Annotated in this window: 21 protein-coding genes; 10 read left to right on the top strand and 11 right to left on the bottom strand. The window is 68.6% G+C overall.

Translation table 11 applies throughout. The features are described from left to right. Window positions 1–35: 35 nt before the first annotated feature. From dbpA to MBR110_RS23950, 4 genes are all read right to left on the bottom strand, one after another. Window positions 36–1,433, bottom strand: coding sequence for an ATP-dependent RNA helicase DbpA (gene dbpA / locus MBR110_RS23935; protein WP_014724345.1), 1,398 nt, complete (start codon window positions 1,431–1,433; stop codon window positions 36–38). Next, window positions 1,430–1,627: a hypothetical protein gene (locus tag MBR110_RS23940; protein WP_011881245.1), complete on the bottom strand. Its 198-nt coding sequence runs from the start codon at window positions 1,625–1,627 to the stop codon at window positions 1,430–1,432. Before MBR110_RS23940 ends, dbpA begins: the two co-directional genes overlap by 4 nt. Before the next feature lie 409 nt (window positions 1,628–2,036). Continuing rightward, window positions 2,037–2,357, bottom strand: coding sequence for a hypothetical protein (locus MBR110_RS23945; RefSeq protein WP_060122911.1), 321 nt, complete (start codon window positions 2,355–2,357; stop codon window positions 2,037–2,039). A 60-nt stretch (window positions 2,358–2,417) separates the two neighbouring features. Then, on the bottom strand, window positions 2,418–2,906 hold the full coding sequence (locus MBR110_RS23950; RefSeq protein WP_011881247.1) for an Lrp/AsnC family transcriptional regulator: 489 nt from the start codon (window positions 2,904–2,906) through the stop codon (window positions 2,418–2,420). A gap of 124 nt (window positions 2,907–3,030) precedes the next feature. Between MBR110_RS23950 and MBR110_RS23955 the strand changes: the two genes are divergently transcribed. After that, a complete protein-coding gene (locus MBR110_RS23955) occupies window positions 3,031–4,068 on the top strand; it encodes a histone deacetylase family protein (protein ID WP_181709374.1) in 1,038 nt (345 codons plus the stop codon). A gap of 171 nt (window positions 4,069–4,239) precedes the next feature. On the opposite strand, the gene MBR110_RS23960 is transcribed toward MBR110_RS23955, so the two are convergent. Further along, window positions 4,240–5,115 carry a mechanosensitive ion channel family protein gene (locus MBR110_RS23960; RefSeq protein ID WP_059460417.1) on the bottom strand — a complete coding sequence of 292 codons (876 nt, stop codon included), beginning with the start codon at window positions 5,113–5,115 and terminating at the stop codon, window positions 4,240–4,242. A gap of 294 nt (window positions 5,116–5,409) precedes the next feature. Between MBR110_RS23960 and MBR110_RS23965 the strand changes: the two genes are divergently transcribed. Next, window positions 5,410–5,814 carry a hypothetical protein gene (locus MBR110_RS23965; protein WP_011881250.1) on the top strand — a complete coding sequence of 135 codons (405 nt, stop codon included), beginning with the start codon at window positions 5,410–5,412 and terminating at the stop codon, window positions 5,812–5,814. 25 nt (window positions 5,815–5,839) lie between these two features. On the opposite strand, the gene MBR110_RS23970 is transcribed toward MBR110_RS23965, so the two are convergent. Both MBR110_RS23970 and MBR110_RS23975 read right to left on the bottom strand, forming a co-directional pair. Beyond that, complete coding sequence (locus MBR110_RS23970) at window positions 5,840–6,649, bottom strand: TlpA family protein disulfide reductase (RefSeq protein ID WP_059561764.1); 810 nt, start codon at window positions 6,647–6,649, stop codon at window positions 5,840–5,842. A gap of 232 nt (window positions 6,650–6,881) precedes the next feature. Then, window positions 6,882–7,895, bottom strand: a complete 1,014-nt coding sequence (locus MBR110_RS23975) for a hypothetical protein (RefSeq protein WP_011881252.1) — start codon at window positions 7,893–7,895, stop codon at window positions 6,882–6,884. A gap of 255 nt (window positions 7,896–8,150) precedes the next feature. On the opposite strand from MBR110_RS23975, the gene MBR110_RS23980 reads away from it, so the two are divergent. The 4 genes from MBR110_RS23980 to MBR110_RS23995 all read left to right on the top strand — a co-directional run bounded on the left by MBR110_RS23980 (window position 8,151) and on the right by MBR110_RS23995 (window position 11,318). Further along, entirely contained in the window at window positions 8,151–8,450 is a 300-nt protein-coding gene (locus MBR110_RS23980; protein WP_011881253.1) for an ArsR/SmtB family transcription factor, read from the top strand. Window positions 8,451–8,469: 19 nt separating this feature from the next. Continuing rightward, window positions 8,470–9,822, top strand: a complete 1,353-nt coding sequence (locus MBR110_RS23985; protein ID WP_059991180.1) for a pyridoxal phosphate-dependent decarboxylase family protein — start codon at window positions 8,470–8,472, stop codon at window positions 9,820–9,822. A 131-nt stretch (window positions 9,823–9,953) separates the two neighbouring features. Then, on the top strand, window positions 9,954–10,421 hold the full coding sequence (locus tag MBR110_RS23990) for a cupin domain-containing protein (protein WP_011881255.1): 468 nt from the start codon (window positions 9,954–9,956) through the stop codon (window positions 10,419–10,421). 69 nt (window positions 10,422–10,490) lie between these two features. Further along, window positions 10,491–11,318, top strand: coding sequence for an SDR family NAD(P)-dependent oxidoreductase (locus MBR110_RS23995; protein ID WP_046426026.1), 828 nt, complete (start codon window positions 10,491–10,493; stop codon window positions 11,316–11,318). 151 nt (window positions 11,319–11,469) lie between these two features. On the opposite strand, the gene MBR110_RS24000 is transcribed toward MBR110_RS23995, so the two are convergent. Further along, a complete protein-coding gene (locus tag MBR110_RS24000) occupies window positions 11,470–11,772 on the bottom strand; it encodes an AzlD family protein (protein ID WP_034193698.1) in 303 nt (100 codons plus the stop codon). Beyond that, window positions 11,762–12,499: an AzlC family ABC transporter permease gene (locus MBR110_RS24005; protein WP_011881258.1), complete on the bottom strand. Its 738-nt coding sequence runs from the start codon at window positions 12,497–12,499 to the stop codon at window positions 11,762–11,764. The genes MBR110_RS24000 and MBR110_RS24005 overlap by 11 nt, the downstream gene beginning before the upstream one ends. Before the next feature lie 126 nt (window positions 12,500–12,625). On the opposite strand from MBR110_RS24005, the gene MBR110_RS24010 reads away from it, so the two are divergent. Continuing rightward, window positions 12,626–13,084 carry an Lrp/AsnC family transcriptional regulator gene (locus tag MBR110_RS24010; RefSeq protein WP_009691375.1) on the top strand — a complete coding sequence of 153 codons (459 nt, stop codon included), beginning with the start codon at window positions 12,626–12,628 and terminating at the stop codon, window positions 13,082–13,084. 180 nt (window positions 13,085–13,264) lie between these two features. Further along, window positions 13,265–13,834 carry a hypothetical protein gene (locus tag MBR110_RS24015; protein ID WP_034193697.1) on the top strand — a complete coding sequence of 190 codons (570 nt, stop codon included), beginning with the start codon at window positions 13,265–13,267 and terminating at the stop codon, window positions 13,832–13,834. Window positions 13,835–13,949: 115 nt separating this feature from the next. On the opposite strand, the gene MBR110_RS24020 is transcribed toward MBR110_RS24015, so the two are convergent. Continuing rightward, window positions 13,950–14,282 (bottom strand): DUF2322 family protein, encoded by a 333-nt coding sequence (locus MBR110_RS24020; protein WP_011881261.1) that lies wholly within the window; start codon window positions 14,280–14,282, stop codon window positions 13,950–13,952. A gap of 253 nt (window positions 14,283–14,535) precedes the next feature. Between MBR110_RS24020 and MBR110_RS24025 the strand changes: the two genes are divergently transcribed. Beyond that, window positions 14,536–14,862, top strand: a complete 327-nt coding sequence (locus MBR110_RS24025) for a thioredoxin family protein (protein ID WP_011881262.1) — start codon at window positions 14,536–14,538, stop codon at window positions 14,860–14,862. Window positions 14,863–14,872: 10 nt separating this feature from the next. Beyond that, window positions 14,873–15,292 carry a secondary thiamine-phosphate synthase enzyme YjbQ gene (locus MBR110_RS24030; protein WP_011881263.1) on the top strand — a complete coding sequence of 140 codons (420 nt, stop codon included), beginning with the start codon at window positions 14,873–14,875 and terminating at the stop codon, window positions 15,290–15,292. Window positions 15,293–15,309: 17 nt separating this feature from the next. Here MBR110_RS24030 and atsR read toward each other — a convergent pair whose 3' ends face one another. Beyond that, the gene (gene atsR, locus MBR110_RS24035) at window positions 15,310–17,124 is read right to left on the bottom strand and encodes a hybrid sensor histidine kinase/response regulator AtsR (RefSeq protein WP_011881264.1); all 1,815 of its coding nucleotides are present in this window, start codon (window positions 17,122–17,124) and stop codon (window positions 15,310–15,312) included. Window positions 17,125–17,128 lie beyond the last annotated feature (4 nt).

Consider the following 17,128-nt stretch of genomic DNA (forward strand, 5'->3'; position numbering starts at 1 on the left):
GCGGCGCGGCGCTCGAAGCGCCGCACCGCTTGCGGTCATTCGTCGTCCATCAGGCGCACCTTGACGCGCTTGCCCTTGATCTTCCCGGCATTGAGCTTGCGCAGCGCGTCGCGCGCGACGCCGCGCTCGATCGCGACGTAGGTCGAGAACTCCGTCACGTTGATCTTGCCGATCTGCTTGCCGTCGAAGCCGGCATCGCCGGTCAGCGCGCCGAGCACGTCGCCCGGGCGGATCTTGTCCTTGCGTCCGCCGAGGATCTGCAGCGTTTCCATCGGCGGCAGCAGCGTGCCTTCGTCGGCGGGCTTCAGTTCCGCGAGCGAATGCCATTCGACGTCGCGCTTCTGCGCCTGCTCGATCGCGCCGACCCGGCCCATCTCGTCCATGCTCGCCAGGCTCAGCGCCCAGCCTTCCTGGTCGGCCCGGCCGGTGCGGCCGATCCGGTGCACGTGCACTTCCGGGTCGGGCGTCACGTCGACGTTGATCACCGCCTCGAGCTGCGCGATGTCGAGCCCGCGCGCGGCGACGTCGGTCGCGACGAGCACCGAGCAGCTGCGGTTCGCGAACTGGATCAGCACCTGATCGCGTTCGCGCTGTTCGAGCTCGCCGTGCAGCGCGAGCGCATGGAAGCCCTGCGCGTGCAGCACGTCGAGCAGGTCGCGGCATTGCTGCTTGGTGTTGCAGAACGCGATCGTGCTGACCGGCCGGTAGTGGTTCAGCAACTGGCCGACCGCATGCAGACGCTCGGTGTCCGTCACTTCGTAGAAGCGCTGGCGGATCTTGCTGTCGTCGTGGCGCTCCGCGAGCTTCACTTCCTTCGGGTTGCGCAGGAATTGCTGGCTCAGCTTCGCGATGCCGTCCGGATAGGTCGCGGAAAACAGCAGCGTCTGACGCGTCGCCGGGCACATCCGTGCGACTTTCACGATGTCGTCGAAGAAGCCCATGTCGAGCATCCGGTCGGCTTCGTCGAGCACGAGCGTGTTCAGCGCGTCGAGCTTCAGGTTGCCGCGCTCGAGGTGGTCCATGATGCGGCCCGGCGTGCCGACGACGACGTGCGCGCCGTGCTCGAGGCTCTGCGCCTGCGGACGCATCGGCGTGCCGCCGCACAGCGTCAGCACCTTGACGTTCTCCTCGGCGCGCGCGAGGCGGCGCACTTCCTGCGCGACCTGGTCGGCGAGCTCGCGCGTCGGGCACAGGATCATCGCCTGCACGTCGAAGCGACGCGCGTCGAGGCGCGACAGCAGCGCGAGCGAGAATGCGGCGGTCTTGCCGCTGCCCGTCTTCGCCTGCGCGATCAGGTCGTGCCCGGCCAGCGCGATCGGCAGGCTCGCGGCCTGGATCGGCGTCATGTCGACGTAGCCGAGCTGAGTGAGGTTCGCGAGCGTCGCGGGCGTCAGCGGCAGCGCGCTGAACGGCGTGGCGGCGGGCTGCGTCATTCGACATCTCCGAGGTAGGGGCGGCCGGCCATCTGCTCGTAGACGACCGTGCCGTCTTCGGCTTCGAAGCGCTCGAGATAGTTGCGTGCGCCGCATAGCGGGCAGCGGAACAGCAGCCCCTGGCCTTCGTCCTTGATCACGACGTCGGACGTCTCCCACTGCGTGCCGCAGCTCTGGTTTCGGCAGGTAAACACGGTTTTTCTCCAGCTGAATTCGGTTGGTGGCGCGCCCGGCGGGCGCGGCAACGGCGTGCGGCGCTCGCGCGGCTCGGGCGCGGGCCGCACCGGCGGTCGCGAGGACCGCGGCGATGCGGATGGGTGGAGCGGGCGGCGACGGCGTCGCGCGTGCCCGCAATTCTAGCGGATGCGGCGCACCGGCAGTCGGGCATTCGGGCGGGCGCGCGGCGAGCGGGCCGATGCGGCGGCAACGCGCAGCGGCGCGAATGCCGCGGCCGGCCGGTTGCGGCGGCCCGGACGCGGCCGCAACGACGGAAAGCGAACGCGTGCGGCCCGACCTGTGCGCTCGCGGCACGGCGCGAAGCGCGCCCGCCGATCGTCGAGCCGCGGCGCGGCATCGCGGGCCGGCGTTCGCGCCTGCCTCAGGTCACTTCGCGATGCCGTTCCCGCAGAACTGCTCGTACGCCTGGGGGCTGTTCGCGAAGCCGTGCGCGTGCGCGAGCTCCCACGGACGCTCGCATTGCTGCGTGTGCGCGCACCACGCGTAGCCGGCCGAGCCGATGCAGCCGTGCGCGTCGCGATCGCCGCCGAGCGCGGGCGGCGTGGCCTGGGCGGTCTGCGTGCTCGGCGCGGACCGTCCGGCGACGTCCGGTGGAAGCGGCGACGGCGGTTCGGTGGTGCAGGCGGTCAATGCGAGCGCGAGCGCGAATGCGGCGGCGAGCGAGACGGAAGGCATGACGGGTTTCATGACGGGGTGCTCCATGGGATGACGATCGACGCGGATGCCGGCGCGGGCGGGAACGGACACTTACGCATCGGGCACCGGCACGCGCGACGAGAACTTCACCTCGCGCAGCGCGAGGCTCGACTGAATCGACGACACGCCTGCCTGCTTCCTCAGCACGCGTTCGACGAACGTGGCATACGCGTCGAGATCGGACGCGACCACCTGAAGAATGTAGTCGGCCGCGCCGGTGATCTTGTGGCACGACGTCACTTCGTCGTGACCGCGCATCACGTCCTCGAAATGATCGGCGTCCTGGTCCGAATGCATGTTGAACGTGACGTGCACGAACGCGAACACGTTCATTCCGAGCGCGCGGCGGTCGAGATTGGCCTGATAGCCGGTGATCACCCGTTCGTCCTCGAGCCGCTTGCGCCGCCGCCAGCACGGCGTGACGCTCAACGACAGGCGCTCGCCGAGCGTCGCATTCGATAGCGCGCCGTCGTCCTGCAGCATGCGCAGCATCGCGCGGTCGACGCCGTCCAGTTCGAGCGGAGCGCGATTTTTGCTCATTGAGTGATCTCCGTAGGCGGTTTTTTCGAAATTGTAGGAAACGGCGAAGTCGAAAGCAAAACAATCGCCATCGGGCGTCGATAGACTGTCGCCTCAGTCACGCGTTTCACTGGAACGGCCAACCATGCTCACGATCTACAGCAGCGATCACCATCTGCATCGCGGCGTCGAACTGAAAGACGGCGCGATCACCGATTCGTTCGAAAACCCGCTGCGCGCCGAGACGGTGCTCGCGCAGGTGCGCGCGGCGGGCCTCGGCGGCGTGCTCGTGCCGCGCGCGTTCGACCCCGCCTGCTACGCCGGCGCGCACAGCGCGCGTTACGTCGAGTTTCTTGCCGGTGCGTGGGACGAGTGGGCCGCGAGCGGCCGCAGCTGCCAGGCGCTGCCGCTGGTGTGGCCGGTGCGCGCGATGCCGTCGGCGGCGGCGCTGCCCGATTTCATCGACGGCAAGCTCGGCTTCTTCGCGATGGACGCCGGTGCGCCGATCAATGCCGGCACGTGGGACGCCGTGCGCGCGAGCGCGAATTCCGCGCTCACCGCAGCGGACCTGCTGTCGAACGGCTGCGCGCGTGCGGCGTTCGCGCTGTGCCGGCCGCCCGGTCATCATGCGGGTCGCGAATACATGGGCGGTTACTGCTATCTGAACAACGCGGCGATCGCCGCGCAGCGCGGCATCGCGAGCGGCGCTGCGCGCGTTGCGATAGTCGACGTCGATTTCCACCACGGCAACGGCACGCAGGACATCTTCTACGATCGCGCGGACGTGCTGTTCGCGTCGATCCACGGCGAGCCGGCCGTGTGCTATCCGTACTTCTCCGGCTACGCGCACGAGCGCGGCAGCGGCGCGGGCGACGGCTTCAACCTGAATCTGCCGTTGCCGAAGGGCACGCAGTGGGACGCATATGCGCGTGCGCTCGAGCACGCGGCGGCAGCGGTCGCCGCGCATGCGCCCGATCTGCTGGTCGTATCGCTCGGCGTCGACACGTTCGAGCACGACCCGATCAGCCACTTCAAGCTGCGCTCGCCCGACTACCTGCGCATCGGCGAGGCGCTCGCGCGGCTGCGCGTGCCGACGCTGTTCGTGATGGAAGGCGGGTATATGGTCGACGAAATCGGCGTGAATGCGGTGAACGTGTTGCTTGGTTTCGAAGGGCGGGCGTAGAGGTTGCGCTGCGTTGCTGAACCGCTACACCGCCGCCTCGGCGATCAGCCGCGCGGCCGTGCGGGCAACCGATCGAGGTACGGACTACGTGACGTACGCGACGCCGCGCATGCCGGAGCGTATCGCGCGGCGTGTCCTCGCGCGATACGCGCGGTCATGCGCCGCGCCGCCTCACGACACCTGCACGCGATGCGGATCGGCGCGTCGTTGCTGCTCGGCGTCGTGCACGATATGCAGCTCGCGGGTGCGGATCGGCAGTGCGCAGTCCGCATCGTCGAGCGTCTTGCGCACCTGGCGCGCGAGACGCCAGCGGGTCGCCCAGAACTTGTCGGTGTGGGTCCACACGCGCACGTTCGCGATCGCGGTGCTGTCGTCGAAGCGCATCACCATCACGTCGGGCGCAGGATCGCTCAGCACGTCGGGGTCGGCTTCGGCCAGCGCGCGCAGCGCGCCGAGTGCACGATCGATGTCGTCGTGCACCGACACCTCCACTTCGAGATCGAGACGGCGCGTCGGATTGCGCGTGTAGTTGCGGATCGAGCTGCCCCACAGCGCGCTGTTCGGCACGTATTCGCAGATGCCGTCGGGTTTGGTCAGCCGTGTCATGAACAGGCCGACCTCGTCCACGGTGCCCGCGACGCCGGTGCCGCCGTCGATGTAGTCGCCGACCTTGAACGGCCGCAGCAGCAACAGCATGATGCCGGCCGCGATGTTCTGCATCGTGCCTTGCAGCGCGAGGCCGATCGCGAGGCCGGCCGCGCCGAGCACCGCGACGATGCTCGCGGTTTCGATGCCGAGCTGCGACAGCGCGCCGACGATCGCGACGATGCGGATGCCCCACACGGCGACGTCGCAGAGGATCGGGCGCAGCGTGACGTCCACGCGCTCCTTGTTCGCGAGCAGACGGTTCAGCCAGTTGCCGATGCGCTTCGACAGCCACCAGCCGACGACGAGCAACGCGAGGCCGGCGCAAAGCCTGATCGAAAGCGTCGACAACGCGTTCCACAGGAACGTCCAGCGTTCCGGATGAAGATGATCGAGAAACATGACGGGATTCCGGTTCGATGACAAAAGGCGCGACGTGATGCACGGCTCGTCGTCGGACGGCGCTGCGCTCGCACGTCGGCAGCCCTCGACTGTACAACCTTCCCGTGCGCGGCGCGAACGCAACCGGGCGGGACGCATGCAGTGTCGCGCCGATCGTGCGCGCGCGTGCGCGGCCTGATACACCTGACAGGCGAACATTTTCCGGATTGGCGGTATCGTGCGGGCAGCGCGCGCGCGCGTTTCAGCGGCTTTTCAATCAACCGGCCCGCGACGGGCCTTCACGAGGAAAATGCGATGACGAAACCCGACTCACTGCGAGGCGACATCAAGGAGCAGGCCCAGGAAGCAGACCGACACAACCTGGCGCGCCCGGCGACGAACGGTGCGTTGTGGGCGCGCGGCCTGACGACGCAACGCGTCGCCGACCTGTTCAGAACGCTGCCCGGCCTGGCCGGCCACTGGATGCAACTGCAGAACGAAGTCAACGCGGGCAATCGCTATTTCTACGGCGTGCAGAACGGCCACCAGACCACCGACGAAGGCAAGGAACTGATTCGGTGGATCGCCGATGCGGTGGTCAGCGCGGCGCAGAAGGCGTCGTTCGACTTCCCGTTGCAGCAGCTCCGCTTTACCGCCGACACCGGCTGGCTCAAGCTTCAGCGCGTGTCGGGGCGCGTGATGGTGATGTCGCGGCCGTGACGGTCGCCGCCGGGCGCCGGGCGCATCACTGGCCGAAGCGCTGCGCCGCGGCGTCCTTCAGCCGTGCGGCCGTGATTTCACCCATGTGCGATTCGACGAGTTCGCCCTTCGCGTTGAAGAACAGCGTCGTGGGCAGGCCGCGCGATCCGTACGCATGCATCGCGCGCAGCGTCGGATCGAGCAGCACGGTGTCGAAGCGCAGCCCCTGCTGCGCGAGGAACGCGCGTACCGCCGATGCGCTTTCTCCCTGATTGAGCATCAACACCGTGATGTCCGGCCGATCGCGCTGCACCTGTTCGAGAATCGGCATTTCGCGCCGGCAGGGCGCGCACCACGTCGCCCATAGATTCACGACGAGCGGCTTGCCGGCAAAGCGTTGCGGCAACACGGGCGCTCCATCGAGCGCCTGCAACTGCATTGCGGCGAACGTCGGCGCATTGCGCTGCAGCGTCGCGAGCGTGCCCAGCGCAATGCCCCATGCGGCCAGCCCGGCGACGATGCCGGCGGCGACGGGCCGGCGCAGCGCCGGAAGGCGGCGCAGCCGCCACACCGCGAACACCAGCGCGGTTGCGAGGCCGATCCGCCAGTCGAAGCCACCGTCGCCCAGCGCGACGATCGAGCGCGGCGTCGCCGCGTATTCGCGCCACCATTGCGCGACATAGCCGATACGGGCGGCGACGAGCCCCAGCAGCAGCACGTCGAGGATCAGGCTCGACGCGCTCTTGTGCTGGCCGTCACGCGGGCGGCGCTGGATCAGGCGGGCAACGAGCCACGCCAGCAATGCCGCGGCGGCTACCGCGACGACGCGGATCGAGAAGGGACCAAGGCTCAACATGAAGGCAAAGTTTCGGGGAACGAGGGATCGACCGGTGAACGCGACGCGGTCGACGCGTGATGCGGCGTTTCGACCCGGCGCGGCGCTTGCGGTTCCCGTCGTGATCGAGCGGCCTGCGCCGCGTTGCGGCGGCCGCTCGAATGGCGGATGCGATCGTTCAGGACGACGTCGCGTTCGCCGCTGTGCGGCGGCGCGCCCGACGATACGCGCGGCGATCGCGCCGCAGCCCTGACTACCGGATGTCGCGGCCCACGCCGGCCGACGTGCCGCCGAGCCGGTACGCCGTGAAGAACTCATCCCATGGCGTGCCGTGACCGACGGGCACGCCGAGTGCCGTGGTGCGCTGCTTCAACGCGGCGAACACGTCGCCGATGCGCGCGGTCTGCGCGGCATCGCTGAACGGACGCTGCTTCGCGCGACCGGCCGCGAACGCGCCGTAGGCGATCGCGAGCAGACGTGGGCCGTCGTCGATCGAGAAAATCGCCCCGTTGATCGCTTCGACGAGGCGCGGCCGCTCGGCTTCGCGCGCTTCGGCGATGCACAGGAACACGAGCGCCGACACTTCGTGCAAATCGCGCGCCCGCAACAATGCCGGCAGACGCGCGGCGATCCGCTCGGCCGGTTCTTCTTGCAGCGCGGTGCCGAAGTCGACGACGGCGAGCATCGGATTGTCGTCGTGCACCACGCGCTCGAGCGCCGGTGCAGCGGCGCTCGCTGTCAACTGCGCGGCGTCGTCGGGTGCGCTGCGCAGCACGTCTGCCACTGGCTGCTGCCACGCTGGAAAGATCATCCGCACGTTGCCGAACTGCTCGCCGCCTTGCGCGGCCGGATTCCATCGATAGACGATCGTGCCGCCGTGGATGAACGGGGAATACAGATGCTCGGGCGTTTGCGGCAGCGGCCGCCGGTTGATCGGCAGCCACGCGAGCGTGAGCCAGTCGTAGCGGCCGGTGGCCGGCACCGCGGGGCTCGACGTCGCGACGACCTGCCAGGTGCCGCGGTTCGCATAGCGCCTGCGCGCATCGGGTACCGCGACGGTTTGGCGGGTCGCGGTGTCGAAGTAGGTGGGGCCGGTCACCGGCGCGCCGCTGTCGGCGGCCGGCGTGATGGTCGCGATGACCCACGCCGTGCCGTCGGCCGACCGGTAGTCGGACGGCCGCAGCGTGGCGACGTCGTGCACCATGCGCGTTTCGGCGGCGACGGTGCTCGGCGGCAGGGCGGCGGAACCGGCGATGATGCTCGGCATGGATGTCCCTCGGAATGGGGTGCGTATCGCGCCACGCGGGCGATGGGCAACGGTGCAGGTCAGTCCCGTAACTGTAGAACGTCAGCGCGGGAAACGGAAAGCGGCGCGGACGTGCCGTTGGTTTCGCGCACCGTCCCGCATCGCCCGCAACGTGGTACAGCGCACCTGCGCCTGCCGCAGCCCGATCACGCGACGCGCCGTTGCAGACGTTTCGTCATTTAGCTAATATGCGAAACGTTAACCGAGGCCGACCCCATGGACGACGTCATCCGCATCAGCGCACTGGCCAACGAAAGCCGGCTGGCCGTGATGCGCTGGCTCAAGCAGCCGCGCAAGCATTTTCCGCCGCAGCCGCACGGCGACTTCGACGAGCTCGGCGTGTGCTGCACGTACATCACCGACAAGCTCGGCATCGCGCCGGCGACGACCACGCGCCACATGCGCATCCTCGCGGATGCGGGGCTGGTGCGCGCGACGCGCGTCGGCAAGTTCACGTACTACAAGCGGATCGACGATGCGCTGCATCGGCTGGGCCGCGATCTGCTGCAACTCTGACCTTCATCGAGGCCACGACATGGATGAACTCGCGCTGCTTGCCGACGCCGACCGGCGTGCGCACGCGTATCTCGCCGCGACCGCCGAACGGCGCGCGTACCCCGACGCGGCGGCGCTCGCCGGCCTCGCCGCGTTCGACGAGCCGCTGCCGGATACGGGTCGTGCGGCCGACGACGTGCTGCGGCTGCTGGACGAGCGCGGCACGCCCGCGACCGTTGCGTCGAACGGCCCGAACTACTTCGGCTTCGTGATCGGCGCGACGCTGCCGGCCGCGGCGGCGGCCGAACGGCTGATGCTCGCATGGGATCAGTGCGCGTCGTCGTTCGTGAACTCGCCGGTGGCCGCGACGATCGAGCGGCAGGCTGCGCGCTGGATCGTCGACGTCCTCGGGCTGCCCGAAGGCAGCGCAGTGGGATTCGGCACGAGCGCGACGGCATGCACGCTCGTCGCGCTGGTGGCCGCGCGGCGCGCGCTGCTCGCGCGCAACGGCTGGGACGTCGACGAGGACGGGCTGAACGGCGCGCCCGAGGTCAAGGTGGTGCTGTCCGAGCTCGCGCACATCACGGTGAAGAAGGCGCTGCGCGTGCTCGGCTTCGGGATGAAGCGCCTGATCGTCGCGCCCGTCGACGCGCATGGCCGCATGGATCCCGCGCAGCTGCCGCCGCTCGACGACATGACGATACTCTGCGTGCAGGCGGGCGAGGTCAACACGGGCGAGTTCGATCCGTTCGCGGCGCTGATTCCGCGCGCCAGGGCCGCCGGTGCGTGGGTCCATGTGGACGGCGCGTTCGGGCTGTGGGCGCGGGCGTCGTCCAAGCGCGCGCTGACCGACGGCGTCGACGGCGCCGACAGCTGGACGACCGATGGCCACAAATGGCTGAACACGCCGTACGACGGCGCGATGGTGATCTGCCGCGACGCGGCGGCGCTCGCAACCGCAATGAACAGCGACGCCGTTTACCTGAGCGGCGCGCACGACGCGCAGAAGAACCTGAACCTCGAGTTCTCGCGGCGCGCGCGCGGCATTCCGGTGTGGGCAGCGCTGCGCGCGCTCGGCCGCGCGGGCGTCGCGACGATGATCGAGCGGCATTGCGCGCAGGCAGCGCGCATCGCCCACGGCTTGCGCGCGGCCGGCTACGACGTGCTGAACCGCGTGGTGCTGAATCAGGTGCTCGTGCGAGCCGGCACGGACGACGAAACGATCGCCATCATCGGAGCCGCGCAGGATTCGGGCGCCGTATGGTTCGGACAGACCGTGTGGCAGGGCAGGCCCGCATTGCGCATCAGCGTGTCGTCATGGCGCACGCAGGACGAACACGTCGATCGTCTCGTCGCATTGCTGACGCAGTTGCGCGGCGTGCACGTGCGTTGAGCGACCGCCGCGCGGGCGGCCGCGCGCACCGCTGCGCGCGTGCGCGAAAATGTCCGACAATACCGTCGCATGCTTGCCGTGCCGCTTCGGCGAGCCCGTTCAACCGCTGCATTGCTGCCGACGAGGTTGCCATGTCCCCGACGCCTGCCAGGGCACTGTTGAAAGCCGCCGATATCGCGAAGATGGAACCGGCGCGCGAAGTGCATCCGCTGAACCCCAATGCGGTCCGCCTGAAACGCCAGCTCGGCGACCCGACCGGCCTCACGCAGATCGGCGCGCACCTGCTGACGCTGACGCCCGGTCGCGAATCGGCCGAATATCACCGTCATCTGTACGAGGAAGAATGCGTGTACGTGCTGTCGGGCACGGGCACGGCCACGATCGGCGAGCGTGCGTACGAAATCGGGCCGGGCGATTTTCTCGGCTTTGCGCGCGGCGGCGAAGCGCACACGTTGCAGAACACCGGCGCCGCGCCGCTCGAACTGCTGATCATGGGGCAGCGCCTGGAACACGACGTGTGCGAGTATCCGAGAATCGGCAAGCGGCTTCACGTCGCGGGCGCGCTCGAGGATTTCGTCGACCTGCCCGGCCAGCCATAAGCCGCGCGTGCCCGCAGCGGCCGCCGTCGCGCTTATGATGCGGGAACGCCACTGACAGGATCGCATCCCATGGACGCGCCGCTTCCGCCGTTGAACGACCGGCTTTCCGAAACCGAAACCGAACCCGAAATCGAAACCGCGGTCGAGCCGCGCGCGCTGCGCGTGCATCGGCCGGTCGCGCTCGTCACCGGATCGACGTCGGGCATCGGTGCGGCGATCGCGCGCCGCCTCGCGGCGGATGGCCATGCGGTGATCCTGCATTCGCGCAGTTCGGTCGACGCCGGGCGCGCGATGGCGCGGGAGCTCGGCGGCACGTACGTGCAGGCCGATCTCGCCGACGATGCCGAGCGCGTGCGGCTGATACGCGATGCGCTCGCGGTGCACGGCCGGCTCGACGTGCTGGTGAACAACGCTGGCGTGAGCCGCGTGATCGCACATGACGATCTCGCGGCCGCGACGCCCGACGTGTGGCGCGAGATGCACGAGATCAACGTGATCGCGCCGTTCCGGCTCGTGGCGCTCGCCCAGCCCGCGCTGCTCGACGCAGCGTCGCGCGGACGCGCCGGTTGCGTCGTCAACGTCAGCTCGCATGCCGGGGTACGGCCGAAGGGCGCGTCGATTCCGTATGCGGCCGCGAAGGCCGCGCTCAATCACACGACGCGATTGCTCGCGCGCACGCTCGCGCCGGCGATCCGCGTCAACGCGGTGGCGCCCGGGCTCGTCGACACACCGCTCACGGCCGACTGGACCGATGCGCAGCGGCTCTGGCGCGAGCACGCGCCGATGCGTCGCGCCGCGTCGCCGGATGACATCGCGCAGACCGTCGCGATGCTCGTCGCGTCCGATTACATGACGGGCGAGATCGTGATGCTCGACGGGGGATTGAATCTGACGTGATGGGGGCGAGAGCGGCGAGGCCGTTTGATACCGGTGTCGGTGGCCGCGGCGACGTCGCCTTGAGCGCGTACTGATCGCAACCATTCGGTTTGCTTCGACAAGCAACGGGGCAGCCGAGTAGCAGCGACCAGAGCCCGCAGCCCGCACCGCGTTACCCCAGCAACTGCCGCAGCACTCCCGCCGACACGACCCCGACGATGACGGTCGGCAGGATCGACAGGCGCGTCGCCGCGGCCAGCGTGACCGCGAGCGCGACCAGATCGGCAGGCCGCGTCGACACGAACGCCGGTGCGATCACCGAAATCAGCACGCAACCGGGTACGTTCTCCATCACCGACGCCATGCGCGGGCTCAGCGTGCGGTTGCGCAGCAGCACATAGCCGAGTACGCGCGACAGATAGGTCGTCGACGCCATCAGCACGATGGTCGCGACCGTCGCGACGTCAGGCAGCATCGTGCGGCTCCCACAGCAGCGCGGCGAGCAGCCCCGCGCACGCGCCGGCCGCGACGTACCACGCGCCCGGCACCGCGATGTGCGTGGCGGCCGCGACGACGAGGCTCACTAACCACGGGCGGCTCGCACGCACGCCCTTCCACATGCCGCGCAGCAGCACCAGAAACACGGCAGTGAACGCCATGTCGAAGCCGTACTGCTCGACGTTGCCGATCGTCGGGCCGACCGCCGCGCCGAACGTCGTCATCGAGATCCACGTCAGGTACAGCCCCGCGCAGATGCCCGCGTAGTACGGCACGCTGATGTGCGAGGCCGATCGGGCGCGCGCATCGGCGAGCGACATCGCCCAGCTCTCGTCGCACATGAAGAACAGCGCGGCGAACGCGCGGCGCCGCGGCAGACGCCGGATGTACGGTGCCAACGCCGCACCCATCAGGATGTGGCGCGAATTGACGAGGAACGACATCGCGACGATCAGCGCGATGTGCGGCGGCGAAGTCCACAGATGGATCGCCGCGAATTCGGAGCCGCCGCCGAAGTTCAGGCCCGTCATCATCGGCACCTCGAACGGGCTCAGCCCTTTTTGCGCCGCCTGCGCGCCGAGCAGCAGCGCGAACGGCACGAAACCCAGCATGACGGGCAGCGCCGCGCGCAGCCCGCGACCCATCTCGGCGACATAGGCGGGCTTGTCGCGAAGCCCGGACGACGTGGAAATGCTACTGCTCATTACTCCTCCTTCGGGGGAGTGGGATTGTCTGCTTTTTTGACTCGAATCGGGTTGCGTTGTAGCTAGATATTTCCGAAAATTTGGCACTTAACGCGTGTTTTGATATTTTTTTGGAATCGGATGCCAATGAAGCTCGATGCGATCGATCGACGGATCCTCAGCGCTCTGCAGCGCGACGGCCGCATGCAGAACGTGGAACTCGCGCACGAGGTCGGGCTGTCGCCGTCGCCGTGCCTGCGGCGCGTGCGCTTGCTCGAGGAAGCCGGCGTGATCGAGAAGTACGTGGCGGTGCTGAACCCGGCGAAGGTCGGCAAGGGGCTGACGATCTTCACGCGCGTGTGGCTCAAGGGGCAGGACGCGGAGTCCGTGAATCGCTTCGCCGACGCCGTCCAGCAGATGCCGGAGGTCGTCGAATGTCATCTGATGGCCGGCGACTGCGATTTTCTGCTGCGCGTCGTGGCGGCGGACATCGACGATTACCGGCGCTTCCAGATGGAGTACCTGACGCGCATCCCCGGCGTCCTCAGCGTGAAGACCGACATCCCGATGCAGAAGGTGAAGCTCACGTCGGCGCTGCCGACGTAGCGCACGGCGGGCGCGCCGCGCCGCATCGCCGTTTCGTCATCGGCCGGTGACGATCGCCCGCTACACTGTCGATGCAGTTTCGTTTCGCCGCGTCGCGGCCGATGCGCGCGTCGGCTGCACCGGCAACTAACCGTCATCGCGCACGATCGCCGCGCGGTGCGTTCTTCTGGTCGAGCCGTCATGCAGCCACTCAACGATCCGTGGAATTCGCTGGAAATCGTCAAGCTCGTGCTCGGCGTGCTGACGCCGCTGTCGGTCGCGTGCCTCGGCTGGCTCGTCGCGCGCCGGCTGAAGCGGCTCGAGCTCGTGCAGTGGACCAACCAGCGGCTGATCGAGAAACGGCTCGCGCTGTACGACACGGTCGCGCCGCAGCTCAATGCGCTGCTGTGCTTCTACACGTGGATCGGCTACTGGAAGGACATCTCGCCGGACGACGTGATCCGCGCGAAGCGCGAACTGGACCGCACGTTCCACATCTATCGCTATCTGTTCGACGACGACGTCTACGACGCGTATCACACGTTCATCCACGCGCTGTTCGAAATGCACACGGGGCCCGGCCGCGACGCGCGGATTCGTTCGCTGATCCACGCGCCCGATGGCGACCGCAGCGTGCATGGCACGTACGAATGGAAACCGGCATGGGTCGAGCGCTTCGCGACCGCGAACGTGACCGACAAGGCCGACGTGCTGCGTCACTACACGGCGCTGATGGAGCGGCTGCGCGTGGCGCTCGGCGCGAATCGCTGAGGATCGCGCGCGGGTTCGCCCGTTGCCGCATGCCGCCGCGCGTGGCGGCGTGCGGCTGCGTAACGGCGGGTGCCCGAAGCCGGCTTCGCGCACCCGCCGTTACGTCGTTGCGCGCTCAGTGCTGCGCGATCACGTCGATGCGCAGCGCTTCGCCGCCCGCGACGATCGCCAGCAGACGATCGACGTTCGGGTGGGCGCCCGGGCGGTTGCGTGCATCGGCCGTATGCTCGCCGAACACTGCGAGGCCGTGTTCGGCCGCTTTCGCGTCGAGCGTGCCGAACGCCTGCTGCAGATAGTTGTACACGGCGAGCGAGCCTTGCTTGCCCGGCTGGTTCTCGATGCTGGCGACTACCTCGCCGTTCGCGCCGACGAGGTCGATGCGTGCGATGCCGTCGATGGCCGGCAGTTGCGCGAGGTTGTCCTTGAATACTGCGGTCGGTTGAATCACTGAAACACTCCGTCGGTTCGGTCATGGGCCAATCGGGCCGTATCTTATCCGATCGCTATCCCGCAGAACGGGGCGCGTCAGCGGTAGCGGCAGCGGATCGCCCGTCTCGCCTCATCCGGATCGACCGGCGCGCCGGCCCGCCCGCCGCCGGCATCCCGCGCGCTTTTCCGCTACAGTAAGAAATCACCGGCCGCTCGTGCCGCGCACGCCGGCACGCGGCGGCCCCGTTCCGCCAATGCACACGAGGGCCTCGATGGAAACCGAGCAACGCTACACCGCCAACGCGCCGACGCGCGCGGAAGTCGACGCACTGACCGGTGCCACCGTCATCGAATTCGGCGCGAACTGGTGCGGCATCTGCGCGGCCGCGCAGCCCGCGATCGCCGCGTCGTTCGCCGCGCATCCTGCCGTGCGGCATCTCAAGATCGAGGACGGCCCCGGCCGCCCGCTCGGCCGTTCGTTCGGCGTGAAGCTGTGGCCGACGCTGGTGTTCCTGCGCGACGGCGTCGAAGTCGCGCGTGTCGTGCGTCCGGCCGACGCCACGCAGATCGAAGCCGACGGCTTCGCCGCACTCGCCTGAGGCCGTCGACATGCAACAGACCATCATGCACATCGCCGTCGAAGCGCGCGGCCGCGGCCTCGTCGAATTCACGCCGCAGGTGCGTGCGTTCGTCGACCAGCAAGCGATCCGCACCGGCCTGCTCACCGTGTTCTGCCGCCACACGTCGGCATCGCTGCTGATCCAGGAGAATGCCGATCCGTCGGTGCAGCGCGATCTCGAACGCTACTTCGCGACGCTCGCGCCCGAGGACGACACGCGTTACGAGCACGACACCGAAGGATCCGACGACATGCCCGCGCATCTGCGCACCGCACTCACGCAGGTGCAGCTGTCGATCCCGGTCGAACATGGCCGCATGGTGCTCGGCACGTGGCAGGGCATCTACCTGTTCGAGCATCGCCGTGCGGCGCACCGGCGCGATATCGTGTTGCATCTGATCGGCGAGTAAGCGCGGGCGTACCGCCGTCAGCCGGACAGCGTGTCGACGAGCGCGCCGAGTTCGTGCAGATGCACGGGCTTCGGCAGAAACGCATCGAATGCCTGCGGGTTCTCGCGCAGCGCCGCCGCCTCGTACGCGCTGACGCCGACGATCGACACGAGCCTGCCGTCGTCGTCCGGCTGGGCGACCGCGCGGATGCGCTGCGCGACTTCGAAGCCGCTCAGGTCCGGCAACTCGAGGTCGAGCACGACCAGGTCGTAATGCGCGTCGCCGAAGCGCGCGACGCCTTCGTGGCCGGTGCCGCACAGATCGGCGTCGATGCCGAGCGCCGACAGCATCGCGCCGAGTGTTTCGCGCGCATTGTCGTTGTCGTCGACCACCAGCGCGCGGCGGTTGCGATGCGCGGCGGCGGCGGGCCACGCGGGCATGTCGCCGGCCGCGTCGCCGGCGTCGGGCGTCTCGGCCGGCAGCGTCACGACGAACTCGCTGCCTTCGCCGACGACGCTGCGCACGTCCACATGGCCGCGCAGCGTCGTCACGATTTCGCGCACGACGGCGAGCCCCATCCCGATGCCGTCGACGTGCAGGCCGACCGCGTCGTTCGCGCGGTAGAACGGCTCGAAGATCTTCGGCAGATGCTGCCGCGCGATGCCCGCGCCGGTGTCGCGCACCACCAGCTTCAATTGCCGCCCGGCCGGCGCGTCGACCAGCGTGACCGACACGTCGACCGATCCGCCGACGGTGTACTTCACCGAGTTCTCGATCAGGTTCGACAGCACCTGCCGCAACAGCTTCCGATCCGAGCGGATCGCCAGATCGTGCGGCTCGACGCGCTGCGTGACGGCGATCCGCTTCGCCGCGATCTTCGCGCGCAACGGATCGAGCACCTCGGCGAGCAACGACGCGATGCCGACGGTTTCGGCTTCGGCGAGGCGCTTGGTCGAGCGCAGCTTGATGTAGTCGGTCAGGTCCTTGACGAGCGCCTCGAGCGACGACGCGGAGTTCTGCAGCCGCCGGATCGTCTTCAGGTTGGCGTCGGACTGCGGCCGCGCGAGCAGGATCTCGATCGACCCGCAGATCGCCTGCAGCGGCGTGCGCAGTTCGTGGCTGACCATCCCGAGGAACGCGTTCTTCGCCTCGATCATCTCGAACGCACGCTCGGACGCCTTGCGTTCGGCATCGAGCGCCGCGCGCTGCCGCGCGAGCAGGTTGTCGCGCGTGCGCATCGTGTAGAACAGCAGCAGGAACAGCGCGCACAGGATCACGCCGAGGATGATGCCGAGCGCGAGAATCGCGCGCTGCCGTTCCTTGAGCTGATGGAACGTGAAGTCGCGCTGCGCCATCTCGATCGCGCGGAAGTAGTTCGCGAGGCCATTGACCTTCGGCCAGTACGTATTGACGTCGTCGATCATGCGGCGTGCGTCGTCGTGGGGCGCCGTGCGCAGCAGCGGCACGTCGTGCTTGAGGCGCGCCATGAAGGCGCCGAGCTCGGCGATCTCGTCGCGCGCGCGCGGAATGCGCAGCCAGTATTCGGACACTTCGGACGGCCGCTGCAGGAAGCCGAACGATACCGACAGGCTGTCGAGCTGCATCTGCACGCGATCGAAGTCGTCGTCCTCGTGCGTCGCGTAGAGAATCAGCTGACGCTCGAAGCGCGTATACGCGTTGCGGTATTGCGCGGCCGTCCAGAACACGCCTTCACGCGGGCCTTCGAGCACGCCCTCGTTGACCGACGTCGCGAGCAGGTCCCACAACAGGAACGCCCACGCCGCGAAGCCCAGCAGCCACAGCGATCCGAGGACCAGGATGAGCTTACGGTTCTTCCATTGCCCGCGCATCATGTCG

This window comes from Burkholderia sp. MBR-1 (genome assembly GCF_013822785.1).
GTDB lineage: Bacteria > Pseudomonadota > Gammaproteobacteria > Burkholderiales > Burkholderiaceae > Burkholderia > Burkholderia vietnamiensis.

What these genes read in the sequence shown, in the direction of transcription:
- MBR110_RS23965 (WP_011881250.1), top strand. Translation starts at nt 5,410, where the DNA reads ATGACGAAACCCGACTCACTGCGAGGCGACATCAAGGAGCAGGCCCAG.
- dbpA (WP_014724345.1), bottom strand. Translation starts at nt 1,433, where the DNA reads ATGACGCAGCCCGCCGCCACGCCGTTCAGCGCGCTGCCGCTGACGCCC.
- MBR110_RS23980 (WP_011881253.1), top strand. Translation starts at nt 8,151, where the DNA reads ATGGACGACGTCATCCGCATCAGCGCACTGGCCAACGAAAGCCGGCTG.
- MBR110_RS24000 (WP_034193698.1), bottom strand. Translation starts at nt 11,772, where the DNA reads ATGCTGCCTGACGTCGCGACGGTCGCGACCATCGTGCTGATGGCGTCG.
- MBR110_RS23985 (WP_059991180.1), top strand. Translation starts at nt 8,470, where the DNA reads ATGGATGAACTCGCGCTGCTTGCCGACGCCGACCGGCGTGCGCACGCG.
- MBR110_RS24010 (WP_009691375.1), top strand. Translation starts at nt 12,626, where the DNA reads ATGAAGCTCGATGCGATCGATCGACGGATCCTCAGCGCTCTGCAGCGC.
- MBR110_RS23970 (WP_059561764.1), bottom strand. Translation starts at nt 6,649, where the DNA reads ATGTTGAGCCTTGGTCCCTTCTCGATCCGCGTCGTCGCGGTAGCCGCC.
- MBR110_RS24005 (WP_011881258.1), bottom strand. Translation starts at nt 12,499, where the DNA reads ATGAGCAGTAGCATTTCCACGTCGTCCGGGCTTCGCGACAAGCCCGCC.
- MBR110_RS23945 (WP_060122911.1), bottom strand. Translation starts at nt 2,357, where the DNA reads ATGAAACCCGTCATGCCTTCCGTCTCGCTCGCCGCCGCATTCGCGCTC.
- MBR110_RS24025 (WP_011881262.1), top strand. Translation starts at nt 14,536, where the DNA reads ATGGAAACCGAGCAACGCTACACCGCCAACGCGCCGACGCGCGCGGAA.
- atsR (WP_011881264.1), bottom strand. Translation starts at nt 17,124, where the DNA reads ATGATGCGCGGGCAATGGAAGAACCGTAAGCTCATCCTGGTCCTCGGA.
- MBR110_RS24015 (WP_034193697.1), top strand. Translation starts at nt 13,265, where the DNA reads ATGCAGCCACTCAACGATCCGTGGAATTCGCTGGAAATCGTCAAGCTC.
- MBR110_RS23975 (WP_011881252.1), bottom strand. Translation starts at nt 7,895, where the DNA reads ATGCCGAGCATCATCGCCGGTTCCGCCGCCCTGCCGCCGAGCACCGTC.
- MBR110_RS23960 (WP_059460417.1), bottom strand. Translation starts at nt 5,115, where the DNA reads ATGTTTCTCGATCATCTTCATCCGGAACGCTGGACGTTCCTGTGGAAC.
- MBR110_RS23995 (WP_046426026.1), top strand. Translation starts at nt 10,491, where the DNA reads ATGGACGCGCCGCTTCCGCCGTTGAACGACCGGCTTTCCGAAACCGAA.
- MBR110_RS23955 (WP_181709374.1), top strand. Translation starts at nt 3,031, where the DNA reads ATGCTCACGATCTACAGCAGCGATCACCATCTGCATCGCGGCGTCGAA.
- MBR110_RS23950 (WP_011881247.1), bottom strand. Translation starts at nt 2,906, where the DNA reads ATGAGCAAAAATCGCGCTCCGCTCGAACTGGACGGCGTCGACCGCGCG.
- MBR110_RS23990 (WP_011881255.1), top strand. Translation starts at nt 9,954, where the DNA reads ATGTCCCCGACGCCTGCCAGGGCACTGTTGAAAGCCGCCGATATCGCG.
- MBR110_RS24030 (WP_011881263.1), top strand. Translation starts at nt 14,873, where the DNA reads ATGCAACAGACCATCATGCACATCGCCGTCGAAGCGCGCGGCCGCGGC.